Source organism: Streptomyces sp. TSRI0107 (genome assembly GCF_001905845.1).
Classification (GTDB): domain Bacteria; phylum Actinomycetota; class Actinomycetes; order Streptomycetales; family Streptomycetaceae; genus Streptomyces.
In genome coordinates, this window is sequence record NZ_LIVZ01000016.1 from 45,471 (window position 1) to 60,689 (window position 15,219).

The following is a 15,219-nucleotide window of genomic DNA, read 5'->3' on the forward strand; positions in this document are numbered from 1 at the left end:
CATGCAGAAGGCCGTACGCGGGGGTACCGCGTACGGCCTTCTGCACGACTGAGGACTGAGGGGCGCGCCCCGCCAGGTCAGCGGTCGACGATCCGGTCGAACTGCGTGGTGGTGTGCCGCAGATGGGCCACCAGCTCGTCGCCGACCTGCGGCTCCGTGGCGTCGGACGGCACGAAGAGGATGGACACCTGCATGTGCGGCGGCTCCGCGAACCAGCGCTGCTTGCCTGCCCAGACGAACGGAGAAAGGTTCCGGTTGACCGTGGCGAGGCCGGCCCGGGCGACGCCCTTGGCGCGCGGCATGACGCCGTGCAGCGCCTTGGGGGCCTCCAGACCCACCCCGTGCGACGTTCCGCCCGCCACGACCACCAGGAAGCCGTCGGAGGCGGCCTTCTGCTGCCGGTAGCCGAAGCGGTCGCCCTTGGCGACCCGGGTCACGTCCAGCACCGCGCCGCGGTACTCCGTGGCCTCGTGGTCGCCGAGCCACAGCCGCGTGCCGATGCGCGCACGGAACCGGGTCTGCGGGAACTGCTGCTGGAGCCGGGCCAGTTCGTCGGCCTTGAGGTGGCTGACGAACATGGTGTGCAGCGGCAGCCGGGCCGCGCGCAGCCGGTCCATCCAGCCGATGACCTCCTCGACGGCGTCCGAGCCGTCGGTGCGGTCCAGCGGCAGGTGCATCGCGAAGCCCTCGAGGCGGACGTTCTCGATGGCCGCGTGCAGCTGCGGCAGGTCCTGCTCGCTGATGCCGTGCCGCTTCATCGAGGACATCACCTCGATGACGACCCGGGCGCCCACGAGGCCGTACACGCCGTCGATCGACGACACCGAGCGGATGACGCGGTCGGGCAGCGGTACGGGCTCCTCGCCGCGCCGGTAGGGCGTGAGCACCAGCAGGTCACCGCCGAACCAGTCCTTGATCCGCGCGGCCTCGTACGTGGTGCCGACGGCCAGCATGTCGGAGCCCAGCCGGGTGGCCTCCTCCGCGAGCCGCTCGTGCCCGAAGCCGTAGCCGTTGCCCTTGCAGACCGGGACCAGCCCCGGGAACTGCTCCTGCACGTGCTTGTGGTGCGCCCGCCAGCGCGCGGTGTCGACGTAGAGCGTGAGCGCCATGGCCGGACCTGGAACCTTTCTCGTGGCTGCGGTGTGTCAGAGGTATGGAAGCTGTCGGAGCTATCGAAGCAAACGCCCCGGGCTCAGCGGCGCGACATGTAGATGTCGAGTGCCTTGTGGAGCAGCTTGTTCAGCGGGAAGTCCCACTCGCCGAGGTACTCGGCGGCCTGGCCGCCCGTGCCCACCTTGAACTGGATCAGACCGAAGAGGTGGTCGGACTCGTCCAGCGAGTCGGAGATGCCTCGCAGGTCGTAGACGGTCGCGCCGAGCGCGTAGGCGTCGCGCAGCATCCGCCACTGCATCGCGTTCGAGGGCCGGACCTCACGACCGATGTTGTCGGAGGCGCCGTAGGAGTACCAGACGTGTCCGCCGACGATCAGCATCGTCGCCGCCGAAAGGTTCACCCCGTTGTGCCGGGCGAAGTACAGCCGCATGCGGTTGGGGTCCTCGCTGTTGAGGGCCGTCCACATGCGCTGGAAGTAGGACAGCGGGCGGGGCCGGAAGTGGTCGCGCACAGCGGTGATCTCGTACAGCCGCTGCCACTCCTCCAGGTCGTGGTATCCGCCCTGGACGACCTCGACCCCGGCCTTCTCGGCCTTCTTGATGTTGCGGCGCCACAACTGGTTGAAGTTCTTGTGCACCTCTTCCAGGGAGCGGTTGGCCAGCGGCACCTGGAAGACATAGCGGGGCTGCACGTCGCCGAAGCCGGCGCCGCCGTCCTCGCCCTGCTGCCAGCCCATACGGCGGAGCTTGTCGGCCACCTCGAAGGCGCGCGGCTCGATGAAGTCGGCCTCGATGTCGCGCAGGCGCTTCACGTCCGGGTTCTGGATGCCCTGCTTGATGGACGAGGCGTCCCAGCGCCGGATGATGACCGGCGGGCCCATCTTCACCGAGAAGGCACCCTGCTGCTTCAGGTGCGCCAGCATCGGCTGCATCCAGTCCTCGAGGTTCGGCGCGAACCAGTTGATGACCGGACCCTCGGGCAGATAGGCGAGGTAACGCTTGATCTTCGGCAGCTGGCGGTACAGCACGAGGCCCGCGCCGACCAGCTCGCCGGTCCGGTCGTCGAACCAGCCCAGGTTCTCCGACCGCCACTCCGCCTTGACGTCAGCCCATGCCGGGACCTGCATGTGACTCGCCGCCGGCAGGCTCTGGATGTACGCCAGATGCTGCTCGCGACTGATGGTCCTCAGGGTCAGGCTCATTCGGGGCGCTCCTCGGGCTGGTGTGTCCCCATGGGTCAGGGGCTCCGGCTCTAGCGCCGAAGCCTACTGCGCCCGCAGAGCGGCCAGGCTGGGCGTACGGCACCTTGGCCACGGCCTGCCGGCCGCCGGGGTGGGGACGAGCTGTGTGGGCCCGGCGGCCGGGTGGGTGTCGTGTCAGCCGAAGAGGCCGCCGCGCGCCATACCGAGGAAGAAGCCGACGCCGGAGGCACCGAGGCCCAGGATCAGTCCGAAGCGTTCGCGGGTCGTTTCCGAGATCCACTGGCCGTACGCGCCGGTGAAGATCCCCGCCAGACCGGTCCAGGAAGCCAGCAGATGCAGGCTGTCGAACTGCGCCGTGACGAAGGAGACCACTCCGAGTACCAGGGTCACCACCATCAGTGTGTCCTGGACGGGGTGGGACCTGCCGTCGGTGGCCAAGAGGGAACCGGCGGTGTTGGGTCGCAATGCCTGTGCCATGAGGCACCTCCTTGCGGAAGGCGGCGCACTGTAGCGCCATACACACCCGATGTGTACAGATTGACGGCCTTCGCGGCCGGATTTCAACCGGAAGCTCGTGTGCGGGTACTCTGTACCGTCTGCACCGGTGTCTGCTCAGGCACGGCTGGGGGATAACGCCAGACCCACCTGGGACGTCGCTCACCGACCTCTGATTGTCAGTGGCGGCCGATACCGTTGCGTACGCATCACAACCCTCCTGCCACGGAACGACCGTGGCCGCTGAGTCCAAAGGAGGTGGGTTCCACATGCGTCACTACGAGGTGATGGTCATCCTCGACCCCGATCTCGAGGAGCGCGCTGTCTCCCCGCTGATCGAGAACTTCCTTTCTGTCGTCCGTGACGGCGGCGGAAAGGTCGAGAAGGTCGACACCTGGGGCCGTCGTCGTCTCGCGTACGAGATCAAGAAGAAGCCCGAGGGCATCTACTCGGTCATCGACCTGCAGGCCGAGCCTGCGGTCGTCAAGGAGCTCGACCGCCAGATGAACCTGAACGAGTCGGTCCTCCGGACCAAGGTCCTCCGCCCCGAGACCCACTGAGCTCTCCCGCTCAGCTGATCTCGGGAAACGAGTAGCACCACCAGCAGCCCGCAAACCCGCCGAGAGGTTCCCCATGGCAGGCGAGACCGTCATCACGGTCATCGGCAATCTTGTCGACGACCCCGAGCTGCGCTTCACCCCCTCCGGTGCGGCGGTCGCGAAGTTCCGTGTCGCGTCCACTCCCCGCACCTTCGACCGTCAGACCAACGAGTGGAAGGACGGCGAGAGCCTCTTCCTGACCTGCTCGGTCTGGCGTCAGGCGGCGGAGAACGTCGCCGAGTCGCTTCAGCGAGGCATGCGCGTCATCGTGCAGGGCCGTCTGAAGCAGCGGTCCTACGAGGACCGTGAGGGTGTCAAGCGCACGGTCTTCGAGCTGGACGTCGAGGAAGTCGGCCCGAGCCTCCGCAACGCCACGGCCAAGGTCACCAAGACCAGCGGCCGAGGCGGCCAGGGTGGCCAGGGTGGTTACGGCGGCGGCGGCCAGCAGGGCGGCGGCTGGGGCGGTGGCCCCGGCGGCGGCCAGCAGGGTGGCGGCGCTCCCGCCGACGACCCGTGGGCGACCGGCGCTCCCGCCGGTGGCAACCAGGGTGGCGGCGGCTGGGGCGGCGGCTCCGGTGGCGGTGGCGGCTACTCGGACGAGCCTCCCTTCTAAGGGCGGGCTCGCACCCCAACTTCTTGATCACACAGGAGAAACACCATGGCGAAGCCGCCTGTGCGCAAGCCGAAGAAGAAGGTCTGCGCGTTCTGCAAGGACAAGGTCACGTACGTGGACTACAAGGACACGAACATGCTGCGGAAGTTCATTTCCGACCGCGGCAAGATCCGTGCCCGCCGCGTGACCGGCAACTGCACGCAGCACCAGCGTGACGTCGCCACGGCCGTCAAGAACAGCCGTGAGATGGCGCTGCTGCCCTACACGTCCACCGCGCGCTAAGGGAAGGGTGACCGACTAATGAAGATCATCCTCACCCACGAGGTCTCCGGCCTCGGTGCCGCCGGCGACGTCGTCGACGTCAAGGACGGCTACGCTCGCAACTACCTGATCCCGCGGAAGTTCGCGATCCGCTGGACCAAGGGTGGCGAGAAGGACGTCGAGCAGATCCGTCGTGCTCGCAAGATCCACGAGATCCAGACCATCGAGCAGGCCAACGCTGTGAAGGCCCAGCTCGAGGGCGTCAAGGTCCGCCTGGCCGTTCGGTCCGGCGATGCCGGCCGTCTCTTCGGTTCCGTCACCCCGGCCGACGTCGCTTCGGCGATCAAGGCCGCCGGCGGTCCCGAGGTCGACAAGCGCCGCATCGAGCTCGGCGCGCCGATCAAGACCCTGGGCGCCCACGAGACGTCCGTGCGTCTGCACCCCGAGGTTGCCGCCAAGGTCAACATCGAGGTCGTCGCGGCCTGATCGCCGCGCTCGGCTTGAACAGCTGAGAGAGGGGCCGCACCCTGCTGGGTGCGGCCCCTCTTCGTATGTGCCGTTTCACGTGGAACGACGGTTTCACGTGAAACGGTCGGTGGCCGTGCGTCCGGTCGCGTCCGGTCGCGTCCGGTCGTTTCCGGCAGTGTCAGCGGGCGGCCCCCGTGACGACCCAGCGGCCCGAGCGGGCTCGCCACCACAGGGTCGCCATCCGCGTGATCATCATCAGCGTCATCGCGATCCACAGGGCGGTGAGTCCGCCGCCGAATGCGGGGATCAGCAGGGCCACCGGAGTGAAGACGGCCAGCGTGAGGACCATCGCCCAGGCCAGATACGGTCCGTCGCCCGCGCCCATCAGGACACCGTCCAGGACGAAGACCACGCCGCTGATCGGCTGCGAGAGTGCCACCACGAGCAGAGCGGGCAGCGCCGCGTCCTTCACGGCGAAGTCGCTGGTGAAGAGCGGGAGGAAGAGCGGCCGGGACACGATCACCAGAACACCCAGCAGGATGCCGACGGCGATGCCCCACTGCACCATGCGGCGGCAGACGTCCCGGGCACCCTGCCCGTCACCGGCGCCCAGATAGCGGCCGATGATGGCCTGCCCGGCGATGGCGATGGCGTCGAGTGCGAAGGCCAGCAGGCTCCACAACGACAGGATGATCTGGTGGGCGGCGATGTCCGCGTCACCGAGTCGGGCCGCGACAGCGGTGGCGATCATCAGGATCGCTCGCAGGGAGAGCGTGCGCACCAGCAGCGGGACGCCCGCCTGGGCGGAGGCCTTGATGCCGGCGGCGTCGGGTCGCAGAGAGGCTCCGTGCCGGCGGGCTCCGCGGACGACGACCACGAGGTAGGCGGCGGCCATGGCGCACTGGGCCAGCACGGTTCCCCAGGCGGAGCCGGCGATGCCGAGGTCGGCGCCGTAGACGAGACCCGCGTTGAGAGCGCCGTTGGCGACGAAGCCCGCGATGGCGACGTAGAGCGGTGTCTTGGTGTCCTGCAGTCCGCGCAGTACTCCGGTCGCCGCGAGGACGACGAGCATGGCGGGTATGCCCAGCGCCGAGATGCGCAGATAGGTGGTCGCGTAGGGGGCGGCTGTGTCCGACGCTCCGAACAGTTCGACCAGGGCGGGTGCCGTGGGCAGGACGACGGCGATCACGCCGGCGCCCAGGAGCAGGGCCAGCCAGATGCCGTCCATACCCTGCCGGATGGCGGCCTGGAGTTCGCCGGCGCCGACGCGGCGGGCCACGGCCGCGGTGGTGGCGTAGGCCAGGAAGACGAAGACGCTCACCGCCGTCATCAGGAGGGCGGAGGCGACGCCCAGACCGGCGAGTTGCGCCGTGCCCAGGTGGCCGACGATCGCGCTGTCGGCCATGACGAACAGGGGCTCGGCGACCAGTGCGCCGAAGGCCGGTACGGCCAGCGCGACGATCTCCCGATCGTGCCGTCGTGCGGTAGCTGCGGGGGTCGCGGGAGCCTGTGTCATGAGCACCAATCTAATCGTCCACAGGTAAGAGATGCAAAGGCAATGCGCCCCTTACTGTGAGTCTCGTCGCGCGCGGTTCTGTGCACCGTGTGAAGTGATCTTGATCCGACTGAGGAAGTTTTTCTTCTGCACAGCCGGTGGATGGTAAAGCCGCTGGTCAGAGCCGCTTGCCGGGGCCGCGCGAGTTCTTGTTCACAGGGCTGTCCACCGTGTCGTGCACAGGTTTCGGGCAGTTCTCCACAGCATCGGGCCCGTCGTCCACATGGCCTGTGGATAACCAGATTGGCTGACGGTGCCCGGGGCCCTACCGTGGTCCGGCGCCCACTCCACCCGCCGACCGGGAAACCGTCACAAAACAGGCGGGCCAGAACCGGAGTTGGGCCTCTCGTTTTGTCAGTGCCGTGCCGTAGAAAAGAGAGGCGCGGCGAGGTCCGCTCCGCGGACGGGAGGAGGTGGCTCGGTGAGCATTTCCGAGCCCTTGGACGATCCGTGGGCCGACAGTGGTCCCAGCGATCGCCTGCCCTCCCGTCGCCGTCCCGACGCCGGCCGGGGGCGCGACGAGCAGCACGACCGCGGCAGTGAGAACGGTGCCTGGGACGGCGGAGGCTCGGCCTTCGAGCGGGTGCCGCCGCAGGACCTGAACGCCGAACAGTCCGTGCTCGGCGGCATGCTGCTGTCCAAGGACGCCATCGCCGACGTCGTCGAGATCCTCAAGGGCCACGACTTCTACAAGCCCGCCCACGAGACGATCTACCAGGCCATCCTCGACGTCTACGCCAAGGGTGAGCCGGCCGACCCCATCACCATCGCCGCCGAACTGACCAAGCGCGGCGAGATCAACAAGGTCGGCGGCGCCGCTTATCTGCACACCCTCGTCCAGACGGTGCCGACGGCGGCGAACGCCGAGTACTACGCGGAGATCGTCCACGAGCGCGCGGTCCTGCGCCGCCTGGTCGAGGCCGGCACCCGGATCACCCAGATGGGATACGCCGCGGACGACGACGTCGACGAGATCGTCAACCGCGCCCAGGCCGAGATCTACGCGGTCACCGAGCAGCGCACCAGCGAGGACTACCTGCCGCTCGGCGACATCATGGAGGGCGCGCTTGACGAGATCGAGGCGATCGGCTCGCGCAGCGGCGAGATGACCGGTGTCCCCACCGGCTTCACCGACTTCGACTCGCTGACCAACGGCCTGCACCCGGGCCAGATGATCGTCATCGCCGCGCGTCCCGCCATGGGTAAGTCGACGCTGGCGCTGGACTTCGCCCGGGCCGCGTCGATCAAGCACAACCTGCCCAGCGTGATCTTCTCCCTCGAGATGGGCCGCAACGAGATCGCGATGCGTCTGCTGTCCGCCGAGGCCCGGGTCGCGCTGCACCACATGCGGTCCGGCACGATGACCGACGAGGACTGGACCCGCCTGGCCCGCCGGATGCCCGACGTCTCCGCGGCGCCGCTCTACATCGACGACTCCCCGAACCTGTCGATGATGGAGATCCGCGCCAAGTGCCGCCGCCTCAAGCAGCGCAACGACCTCCGGCTGGTCGTCATCGACTACCTCCAACTGATGCAGTCCGGCGGTTCGAAGCGGGCCGAGAGCCGGCAGCAGGAGGTCTCGGACATGTCCCGTAACCTCAAGCTCCTCGCCAAGGAGCTGGAGATCCCGGTCATCGCGCTCTCCCAGCTGAACCGTGGCCCCGAGCAGCGCACCGACAAGAAGCCGATGGTCTCGGACCTCCGGGAGTCCGGCTCCATCGAGCAGGACGCCGACATGGTCATCCTGCTGCACCGCGAGGACGCCTACGAGAAGGAGTCGCCCCGCGCGGGCGAGGCCGACCTGATCGTCGCCAAGCACCGAAACGGCCCCACGGCGACGATCACCGTCGCCTTCCAGGGCCACTACTCGCGATTCGTGGACATGGCACAGACCTGATCCACGCGCGGGTGAAGAATTCTGTACCCATAGGTCAAGAAGCGTGTTAGTGTCCTGAGCATGGGAAGGCCCAAGCAGTTCGACCCTGATGCCGCCGTCGAGCAGGCCATGGAGGTGTTCTGGCGCAAGGGTTATGCCGGAACGACCCCCCAGGACCTCGTCGACGCGCTCGGCATCGGCAAGGGCAGTCTCTACAACGCCTTCGGCAGCAAGCACGCGCTCTTCGAGCAGGCCCTGCGGCGCTATCGCGACAGCCAGGCCGTCGCTCTGATCCAGATGCTGGAAGAACCGGGGCCGGTCAAGGCGCGCCTGCGCAAGGCGTTGGAACTCCTCGCCCGCATGGACCTCGCCGACCCGTACCGCCGGGGCTGCATGGCCGTCAACACGGCTGCGGAGCTGGCCGGAACCGACGAGTCGGCGACCGAACTCGTCCGCCGCATGTTCGACCGCACGGAAGACGCCCTCCGTGCCCTGGTCGAGGAAGGTCAGCGTGCCGGGGAGATCGCACCGGAGCGGGACCCGGCGGCCCTGGCCAGCCTGCTCCTGAACACGCTCGTGGGTCTGCGTCTCATGGCGCGCGTCACGGAAGGGCCTGAGAGGATCGCCCGAGTGATCGACGCGGTCATCGACTCCCTCTGACCGACGCGTACCCCGCAAGACACGGACACGGCGCACCTCACCCTGATCGCCTGCCGCACATGTTTTGTACTTCGAGTTAAAGAACTGGAGTGTCATGAACCTCGACCTCGCGTCCAAGACAGCCGTCGTCACCGGAGCCAGCCGGGGCATCGGGCTTGCCACGGTCCGGACCCTGATGGCCGAAGGCGTCCGCGTTGTCGGAGCAGCCCGGAACATCACCCCCGAACTGAAGGAAACCGGCGCTCGCGCGGTGTCCGCCGACCTGAGCACCGCCGCCGGTGTCGCCACCCTCATGGACACCGCTCTCGCCGAACTCGGCGGCATCGACCTGCTGGTGAACAACGTCGGAGGCGGGGACGACGTTCAGCCCGTCGGCTTCCTGGACACCGACGACACCCAGTGGGCGCGCATCTTCGATGTCAATCTGCTCAGCGCCGTCCGGGCCAGCCGCGCGGCGCTGCCCAGCCTCGTCGAACGTCGCGGAGCGATCGTCAACGTCTCGTCCATCAACTCCCGGCTGCCCGCCGCCGGCCCCGTCGCCTACAGCGCGGCCAAGGCGGCCCTCGCCGCGCTGGGGAAGTCCCTGGCCGAGGAGTTCGGGCCGCGGGGCGTGCGTGTGAACACCGTCTCGCCCGGAGTGGTCCGCACCGCCATCTGGGAGGACCCCGACGGCTTCGGCGGCAAGGTGGCGGCGAGCGCCGGTGCGGAGCACGCCGCGTTCCTCCAGCAGATCCCGCAGGCCTTCGCCATCACCACCGGTCGCATCACCGAGCCCGAGGAGGTGGCGGCCCTGATCGCGTTCCTCCTCTCCGATGTCGCAGGCAACATCACCGGCGCCGACTACGTCATCGACGGAGGCACAGTGAAGACGCTCTGAGCCGGGAGGCCGCCGAAGAGCCCGCCCGGAACGCGGAAATCAACTCGACCCCTGGTCCCGCGCGGTATGGACTGGGCGCATGACGACAACTCAGGAAGAGCTCCTGCCCGGCACACAGCGGGCGCTGTTGCACCGGATCGCCGTGGCGCAGGCCGAAGGGCGGACTCCGTCGCTGGTGGCGGCCGTGGTCAGGGGCGGGCGGGTCGTGTGGCACGGGGCGCGGACCTCGGTGGACGGGCACGCGCCGGACGAGAACGTGCAGTACCGGATCGGTTCGATCACCAAGACCTTCACCGCGGTCCTCGTCCTCCGGCTGCGTGACGAGGGCGTGCTCGACCTCGGTGACCCGCTGGAGAAGCACCTGCCGGGCACCGGCGCGGGGGAGGCCACCATCGCCGAACTCCTGGCGCACACCAGTGGCCTGGCCGCCGAGAGCCCCGCGCCCTGGTGGGAACGGACCCCCGGATCACTGCGCCCCGAACTCTCGGACGTCCTCGGCGACCAGCCCTTCCGGCATCCGGTCGGCCGCCGCCACCACTACTCGAATCCCGGCTACACCGTGCTCGGCGCACTCGTGGAGAAACTGCGCGGTGCGACCTGGGAGGACGTGCTGCGGCGGGAGGTGCTCGAGCCCCTGGGGCTGAACCGGACGAGCGCCCAGCCGTCCGCCCCGCACGCCGGTGGCTGGGCGGTACATCCATGGGCCGACGTGCTGCTGCCGGAGCCTTTGGAGGATCTGGGCCGGATGGCCGCGGCCGGGCAACTGTGGTCCACGACCGGTGACTTGGCCAAGTTCGCCGCCTTCCTGATGTACGGCGACGAGCGGGTGCTGAGTGCGGAGAGCGTACGGGAGATGCGGGCGCCCGCGGCCCCGGCGGAGCCCGCGGACGTCGCCGACGGGGTCACGTACGGCCTCGGACTGCAGATCCAGCACCGGGACGGCCGACTGCTGGCGGGCCACTCGGGCTCGCTGCCGGGCTTCCTGGCCAACCTCACCATGAGCGTGGACGACGACGTGGCGGCGGTGGTGCTGACCAACTGCACCTCCGGGCCGCTGCCAGGCTCCGTGGGAGCCGATCTCGTACGCATCGTCGCCGAGGCGGAGCCGAGGATCCCCGAGCCCTGGCGTCCGCTGCCCGAAGTCGACCCGTCCGTGCTGGAGCTGGCGGGCCAGTGGTACTGGGGGACGCAGGTGTTCGCCCTGCGGCTCACCGCCGACGGCGGGGTCTCACTGGGCCCGCTGACTGCCGCAGGCCGCCGTTCGCGGTTCCGGGCGAACGGCGACGGCACCTGGACCGGGCTGGAGGGCTACTACGCGGGCGAGCTGCTGCGGGCCGTACGGCGGCCGGACGGGTCGGTGAGCCATCTGGACCTCGGCTCGTTCGTCTTCACGCGTCAGCCGTACGACGAGACGGCCGATGTGCCGGGCGGCGTGGACCCCGAAGGCTGGCGAGGGATCAAGTAGGCACCGGAGAGAGGCGCCGACGAAGAAGGGCACCAAGGGAGAAGGGGTTCTGTTTCACGTGAAACAGAACCCCTTCTCCGTTCAGTGGTTCAGTCGTTCAGAGCTGCAGTTTGAAGCCCACGTGGGACCCCGTGAAGCCCAGCCGTTCGTAGAAGCGGTGCGCGTCCGCACGTGAGGCGTCGGACGTCAGCTGCACCAGCCGGCAGCCCTCGCTGCGGGACTTCTCGATGGCCCACTGGATGAGCTGGGTCCCCAGCCCGCTTCCGCGTTCCTCGGCGTGAACGCGGACGGCCTCGATGATCGACCTGATGGTGCCGCGCCGGGAGAGGCCCGGGATGATCGAGAGCTGCAGCGTGCCCACCACCTTGCCCTCTCGGACGGCCACCACCAGGTGCTGGTTCGGGTCGGCGGCGAGCCGGTCCAGCGCGGTCAGGTACGGGGTCATGTCGTCCAGGGACTCGCGCTGGGCGCCCAGCGGGTCGTCCGCGAGCATGGCGACGATCGCGGGGACGTCCTCGGCGGCTGCGGCACGTATCTCAAGATCTCCCATGCCCGCACCCTATGCGGGCACGTTCAGCGACTCCACGACTCGCACGAACGGAGCCAGCTCGGGGTTCTCGGCGGCTTCGTCCAGCGCCTCGCGCAGCGCGGCGTCATTGGTCGGCCGCGCTTCCTCCAGCAGCTTCAGGCCGGTCTCGGTGACGTTGGTGTAGATCCCGCGGCGGTCGGTGGGGCACAGGTAGCGCTCCAGCAGCCCGCGGGCCTCGAGCCGTGTGACCAGGCGGGTGGTGGCGCTCTGGCTGAGTACTACCGCGTCGGCGACCTGCTTCATCTGAAGGTGCCCGCCCTCCCCATCGTGCTGTCGGCTGAGCACGTTGAGCAGGGAGTACTCGCGCACGCTCAGTCCGTGCCCGGCCTGCAGGGCGCGCTCGATGTGCGCCTCGATACGGCCGTGGAGCAAGGAGAGGGCGCACCAGCCCTGGGTGAGGGCGGTGAGTGCGGGGTCCGTCGCTGTCATTGGCGTTTCCTCCGTCCCGGAGCGGCTGAATCCCAGGATAGAGCAGGCCTGCAAATGCCTGCGATTGCATTTAACCCGCGCTTGCAACTATTGTGGACGCACGCAAAGCGCTCCTGCAATCTTCTGGGAAGGTGTACCCACCCATGCCTCTCGCGCTTCTGGCCCTCGCGATCGGGGCCTTCGGGATCGGAACGACCGAGTTCGTGATCATGGGCTTGCTGCCCGAGGTCGCGAGCGACTACGGGGTCTCCATCCCAACCGCCGGCTACCTGGTGACCGGCTACGCCCTCGGCGTGATGTTCGGCGCCCCGCTGATGACCGTGCTCGGCACCAAGGTCTCCCGCAAGCGGATGCTGATGCTGCTGATGGGCCTGTTCATCGTCGGCAACCTGCTGTCCGCCGTCGCCCCCGTCTTCGGTGTCATGCTGATCGGCCGGATCGTCGCCTCACTCGCCCACGGCGCCTTCTTCGGCATCGGCTCCGTCGTCGCCGCCGATCTGGTCGCCCCGGACAAGAAGGCCGGCGCCATCGCGATGATGTTCACCGGTCTGACCGTCGCCAATGTCGTAGGCGTCCCCCTGGGCACCCTCGTCGGCCAGTCCGTCGGCTGGCGCGTCACCTTCGCCATCGTTGCCGCGCTCGGTGTCGTCGGCCTGGCGGGCATCGCCAAGCTCGTGCCCGACATGCCCAAGCAGGAGGGCGTGCATCTGCGCCACGAACTGGCCGCCTTCAAGAACGTCCAGGTCCTGCTCGCCATGGCGATGACCGTCCTCGGCTTCGGCGGCGTCTTCGCGGCCATCACCTACATCGCGCCGATGATGACCCACGTCGCCGGCTTCGCCGACGGCTCCGTCACGTGGCTGCTGGTCCTCTTCGGCCTCGGCATGGTCGGCGGCAACCTCGTCGGCGGCAAGTTCGCCGACCGCGCGCTGATGCCCATGCTCTACGTCTCCCTGGGCGCCCTCGCCGTCGTGCTCGCGCTGTTCACGCTCACCGCGCACAGCAAGATCCTCGCGGCCGTCACCATCGCCCTGATCGGTGCACTGGGCTTCGCCACCGTCCCGCCGCTCCAGAAGCGCGTTCTCGACCAGGCGCACGGTGCCCCGACGCTGGCCTCCGCCGTGAACATCGGCGCCTTCAACCTGGGCAACGCCCTCTCCGCCTGGCTCGGCGGACTGGTGATCTCGGCCGGCCTCGGCTACACCGCCCCGAACTGGGTGGGCGCCCTGCTGGCCGCCGCCGCCCTGGTCCTGGCGTTCGTCTCCGCCGGCCTGGAGCGCCGTGAGAAGGCCTCCGCCGCCGTCCCGGCGTCCGAGACCGTCGCGCCGCAGCCGGCCGCCGTCCACCACTGACCGATCCGGGCGTCATGCGGCCAGGGCCGTCCCCGTGACGTCACCCGGGTCACCGTTCAACCAGACGCGGGCCGCATCCCCGCGGGGCCAGGGCCGTCCCCGCGGCCGTCGGTCCGACAACAACCCCTCACAAGGAGAAACCCCCTGATGAGCACCACCACCGCCGTCGCCCCCCTGACCACCCAGGACGCCGAGACCCTGGTCGCGGTGGCCTCCCGTGCCGCCGAGGCCGCCGGAGTCACCGTCAGCGTCACCGTCCTGGACGCCGGCGGCCATCTGCTGGCCTTCCGGCGGGACGACCGCGCTGTCCTGATCTCCGGGGAGACCAGCACCCGCAAGGCGTACACCGCTCTCCAGCTCAACACTGCGACCGCCGACGTCGTCGACGCGGTCAAGCCTGACGGGCCGTTCCACAGCCTCCCGACCGCGCTCAACCAGCCGCTGCTGTTCATCGCGGGTGGCGTGCCCGTGCACCGCGACGGCCGGCTGATCGGCGCGATCGGTGTCGGCGGCGGCGCGCCGGAGCAGGACCACACCTTCGCGACCACCGCCGTGGAAAGCCTCGCCTGACCCCCCCACAGCCTCGCCTGACACCCCCCACAGAGAAGACGCCGGTTCCCGACGGGGACCGGCGTCTTCGGTGTCCGGATGCCTCAGCCCGCGGCCACCGTCAGCGGAGCGAAGCGGCGGCTCCAGTCGCCGGGCAGCTCCTCGATGCCATACGTCATCACCGCGTTGAAGGCGACGGACGCGAGCCCTCGCTCCTTGGCCCAGGTCAGCAGTTCTTCGTGCCGTACGTCGATGTCGGTGCGCAGCGGCCGGTCGGTGTGGGCGGCGAGAGACGTGATGAGCGCCTTAGCGGTCTCCGTGTCCCGGGCGATCAGCGGGCCCACCACATGGGTGTCCATGTTCGGCCACGCGGCCGTGTAGCCGATGATCCGGCCGTCCTCCTCGGCCACCCGCAGCTGATCGGCGAAGGCGGGCAGCCGCGTGATGATGTGCGTGCGGTCGGCGCCGAACACCTCCTCGTCGAGCCGCAGGATCGCCGGCAGGTCCTCCGCCGTGGCGGGCCGGGTCGCGATGCGGGATGTCGGCCCACCCGGCAGGAAGCGGCCCAGCAGCATCTCGGCCCGGCCGGTGACCTTGAAGCCGAGCTCTTCGTAGAGCGGGCGGCCGTACGGCGTGGCGTGCAGTGTCAGCGGGGTGGTGCCCATCGCGGAGACGATGTGGCGCATCAGCCGGCGTCCGATGCCCTGACGGGCGTGCCGGTCGGCGACCAGCACCATGCCGATGGCCGCGAGGTCGGGCCGGTCGTGGGGGCCGTACTCGGTGACGGCACAGGCGCTGACGAGTCCGCCGTCGGGGTCGTCGATGCCGTACCCCTTCCCTGCGGTGAGGAGGAAGCCCCACTTGTGCTCCTCGCGTGGCCACCCCCGGTTCTCGGACAGGTCGGCGCAGGCGGTGAGATCGCGAAGCGTCAGACGGCGGATGGGCAGAGCGGCGAGGGAAGGAGTGGGCACGCAGGTCAGGCTGTCCGACGGGTGCCCTCGGCGTCCAGCCGTTTCAGGTGAGACGTACGTCCTTTTGGCCATGTCGCGGCCCGGTGCACGGCACCGGAGGACGGGGACGAGGCGTTTCACGTGAAACATCGGCGAACGGTGGGCGT

Annotated in this window: 17 protein-coding genes; 10 read left to right on the forward strand and 7 right to left on the reverse strand. The window is 69.2% G+C overall.

The window, feature by feature from the left end; genetic code table 11:
* Nucleotides 1-77: 77 nt before the first annotated feature.
* From AMK31_RS34725 to AMK31_RS34735, 3 genes are all read right to left on the reverse strand, one after another.
* Complete coding sequence (locus AMK31_RS34725; RefSeq protein WP_073944737.1) at nt 78-1,109, reverse strand: alanine racemase; 1,032 nt, start codon at nt 1,107-1,109, stop codon at nt 78-80.
* A gap of 83 nt (nt 1,110-1,192) precedes the next feature.
* The gene (gene femX / locus AMK31_RS34730) at nt 1,193-2,314 is read right to left on the reverse strand and encodes a peptidoglycan bridge formation glycyltransferase FemX (RefSeq protein ID WP_073944738.1); all 1,122 of its coding nucleotides are present in this window, start codon (nt 2,312-2,314) and stop codon (nt 1,193-1,195) included.
* Between the two features lie 174 nt (nt 2,315-2,488).
* On the reverse strand, nt 2,489-2,791 hold the full coding sequence (locus AMK31_RS34735; RefSeq protein ID WP_073944739.1) for a hypothetical protein: 303 nt from the start codon (nt 2,789-2,791) through the stop codon (nt 2,489-2,491).
* Nucleotides 2,792-3,078: 287 nt separating this feature from the next.
* On the opposite strand from AMK31_RS34735, the gene rpsF reads away from it, so the two are divergent.
* The 4 genes from rpsF (at nt 3,079) to rplI (ending at nt 4,768) form a co-directional block, all read left to right on the forward strand.
* Entirely contained in the window at nt 3,079-3,369 is a 291-nt protein-coding gene (gene rpsF / locus AMK31_RS34740) for a 30S ribosomal protein S6 (RefSeq protein WP_014673750.1), read from the forward strand.
* Nucleotides 3,370-3,442: 73 nt separating this feature from the next.
* Nucleotides 3,443-4,021, forward strand: a complete 579-nt coding sequence (locus tag AMK31_RS34745; protein WP_073944740.1) for a single-stranded DNA-binding protein — start codon at nt 3,443-3,445, stop codon at nt 4,019-4,021.
* A 45-nt stretch (nt 4,022-4,066) separates the two neighbouring features.
* The gene (gene rpsR / locus AMK31_RS34750; protein WP_003949403.1) at nt 4,067-4,303 is read left to right on the forward strand and encodes a 30S ribosomal protein S18; all 237 of its coding nucleotides are present in this window, start codon (nt 4,067-4,069) and stop codon (nt 4,301-4,303) included.
* Between the two features lie 18 nt (nt 4,304-4,321).
* Complete coding sequence (rplI, locus tag AMK31_RS34755) at nt 4,322-4,768, forward strand: 50S ribosomal protein L9 (protein WP_073944741.1); 447 nt, start codon at nt 4,322-4,324, stop codon at nt 4,766-4,768.
* A gap of 160 nt (nt 4,769-4,928) precedes the next feature.
* Here the strand turns inward: rplI and AMK31_RS34760 are convergent, their stop codons facing one another.
* Nucleotides 4,929-6,266, reverse strand: a complete 1,338-nt coding sequence (locus tag AMK31_RS34760) for an MATE family efflux transporter (RefSeq protein ID WP_073944818.1) — start codon at nt 6,264-6,266, stop codon at nt 4,929-4,931.
* Between the two features lie 460 nt (nt 6,267-6,726).
* On the opposite strand from AMK31_RS34760, the gene dnaB reads away from it, so the two are divergent.
* From dnaB to AMK31_RS34780, 4 genes are all read left to right on the forward strand, one after another.
* Nucleotides 6,727-8,202, forward strand: a complete 1,476-nt coding sequence (gene dnaB, locus AMK31_RS34765) for a replicative DNA helicase (protein ID WP_073944742.1) — start codon at nt 6,727-6,729, stop codon at nt 8,200-8,202.
* A 60-nt stretch (nt 8,203-8,262) separates the two neighbouring features.
* Nucleotides 8,263-8,841 carry a TetR/AcrR family transcriptional regulator gene (locus AMK31_RS34770; protein WP_073944743.1) on the forward strand — a complete coding sequence of 193 codons (579 nt, stop codon included), beginning with the start codon at nt 8,263-8,265 and terminating at the stop codon, nt 8,839-8,841.
* A gap of 94 nt (nt 8,842-8,935) precedes the next feature.
* On the forward strand, nt 8,936-9,718 hold the full coding sequence (locus tag AMK31_RS34775; RefSeq protein WP_073944744.1) for an oxidoreductase: 783 nt from the start codon (nt 8,936-8,938) through the stop codon (nt 9,716-9,718).
* A 79-nt stretch (nt 9,719-9,797) separates the two neighbouring features.
* Nucleotides 9,798-11,183, forward strand: coding sequence for a serine hydrolase domain-containing protein (locus AMK31_RS34780; RefSeq protein WP_073944745.1), 1,386 nt, complete (start codon nt 9,798-9,800; stop codon nt 11,181-11,183).
* Between the two features lie 97 nt (nt 11,184-11,280).
* On the opposite strand, the gene AMK31_RS34785 is transcribed toward AMK31_RS34780, so the two are convergent.
* Entirely contained in the window at nt 11,281-11,733 is a 453-nt protein-coding gene (locus AMK31_RS34785; protein WP_073944746.1) for a GNAT family N-acetyltransferase, read from the reverse strand.
* Between the two features lie 9 nt (nt 11,734-11,742).
* Nucleotides 11,743-12,201: a MarR family winged helix-turn-helix transcriptional regulator gene (locus tag AMK31_RS34790; protein ID WP_073944747.1), complete on the reverse strand. Its 459-nt coding sequence runs from the start codon at nt 12,199-12,201 to the stop codon at nt 11,743-11,745.
* A 143-nt stretch (nt 12,202-12,344) separates the two neighbouring features.
* On the opposite strand from AMK31_RS34790, the gene AMK31_RS34795 reads away from it, so the two are divergent.
* Entirely contained in the window at nt 12,345-13,553 is a 1,209-nt protein-coding gene (locus AMK31_RS34795) for an MFS transporter (protein WP_073944748.1), read from the forward strand.
* A 147-nt stretch (nt 13,554-13,700) separates the two neighbouring features.
* Nucleotides 13,701-14,123 (forward strand): GlcG/HbpS family heme-binding protein, encoded by a 423-nt coding sequence (locus tag AMK31_RS34800; RefSeq protein ID WP_073944749.1) that lies wholly within the window; start codon nt 13,701-13,703, stop codon nt 14,121-14,123.
* A gap of 83 nt (nt 14,124-14,206) precedes the next feature.
* On the opposite strand, the gene AMK31_RS34805 is transcribed toward AMK31_RS34800, so the two are convergent.
* Nucleotides 14,207-15,073, reverse strand: coding sequence for a GNAT family N-acetyltransferase (locus AMK31_RS34805; protein ID WP_073944750.1), 867 nt, complete (start codon nt 15,071-15,073; stop codon nt 14,207-14,209).
* Nucleotides 15,074-15,219 lie beyond the last annotated feature (146 nt).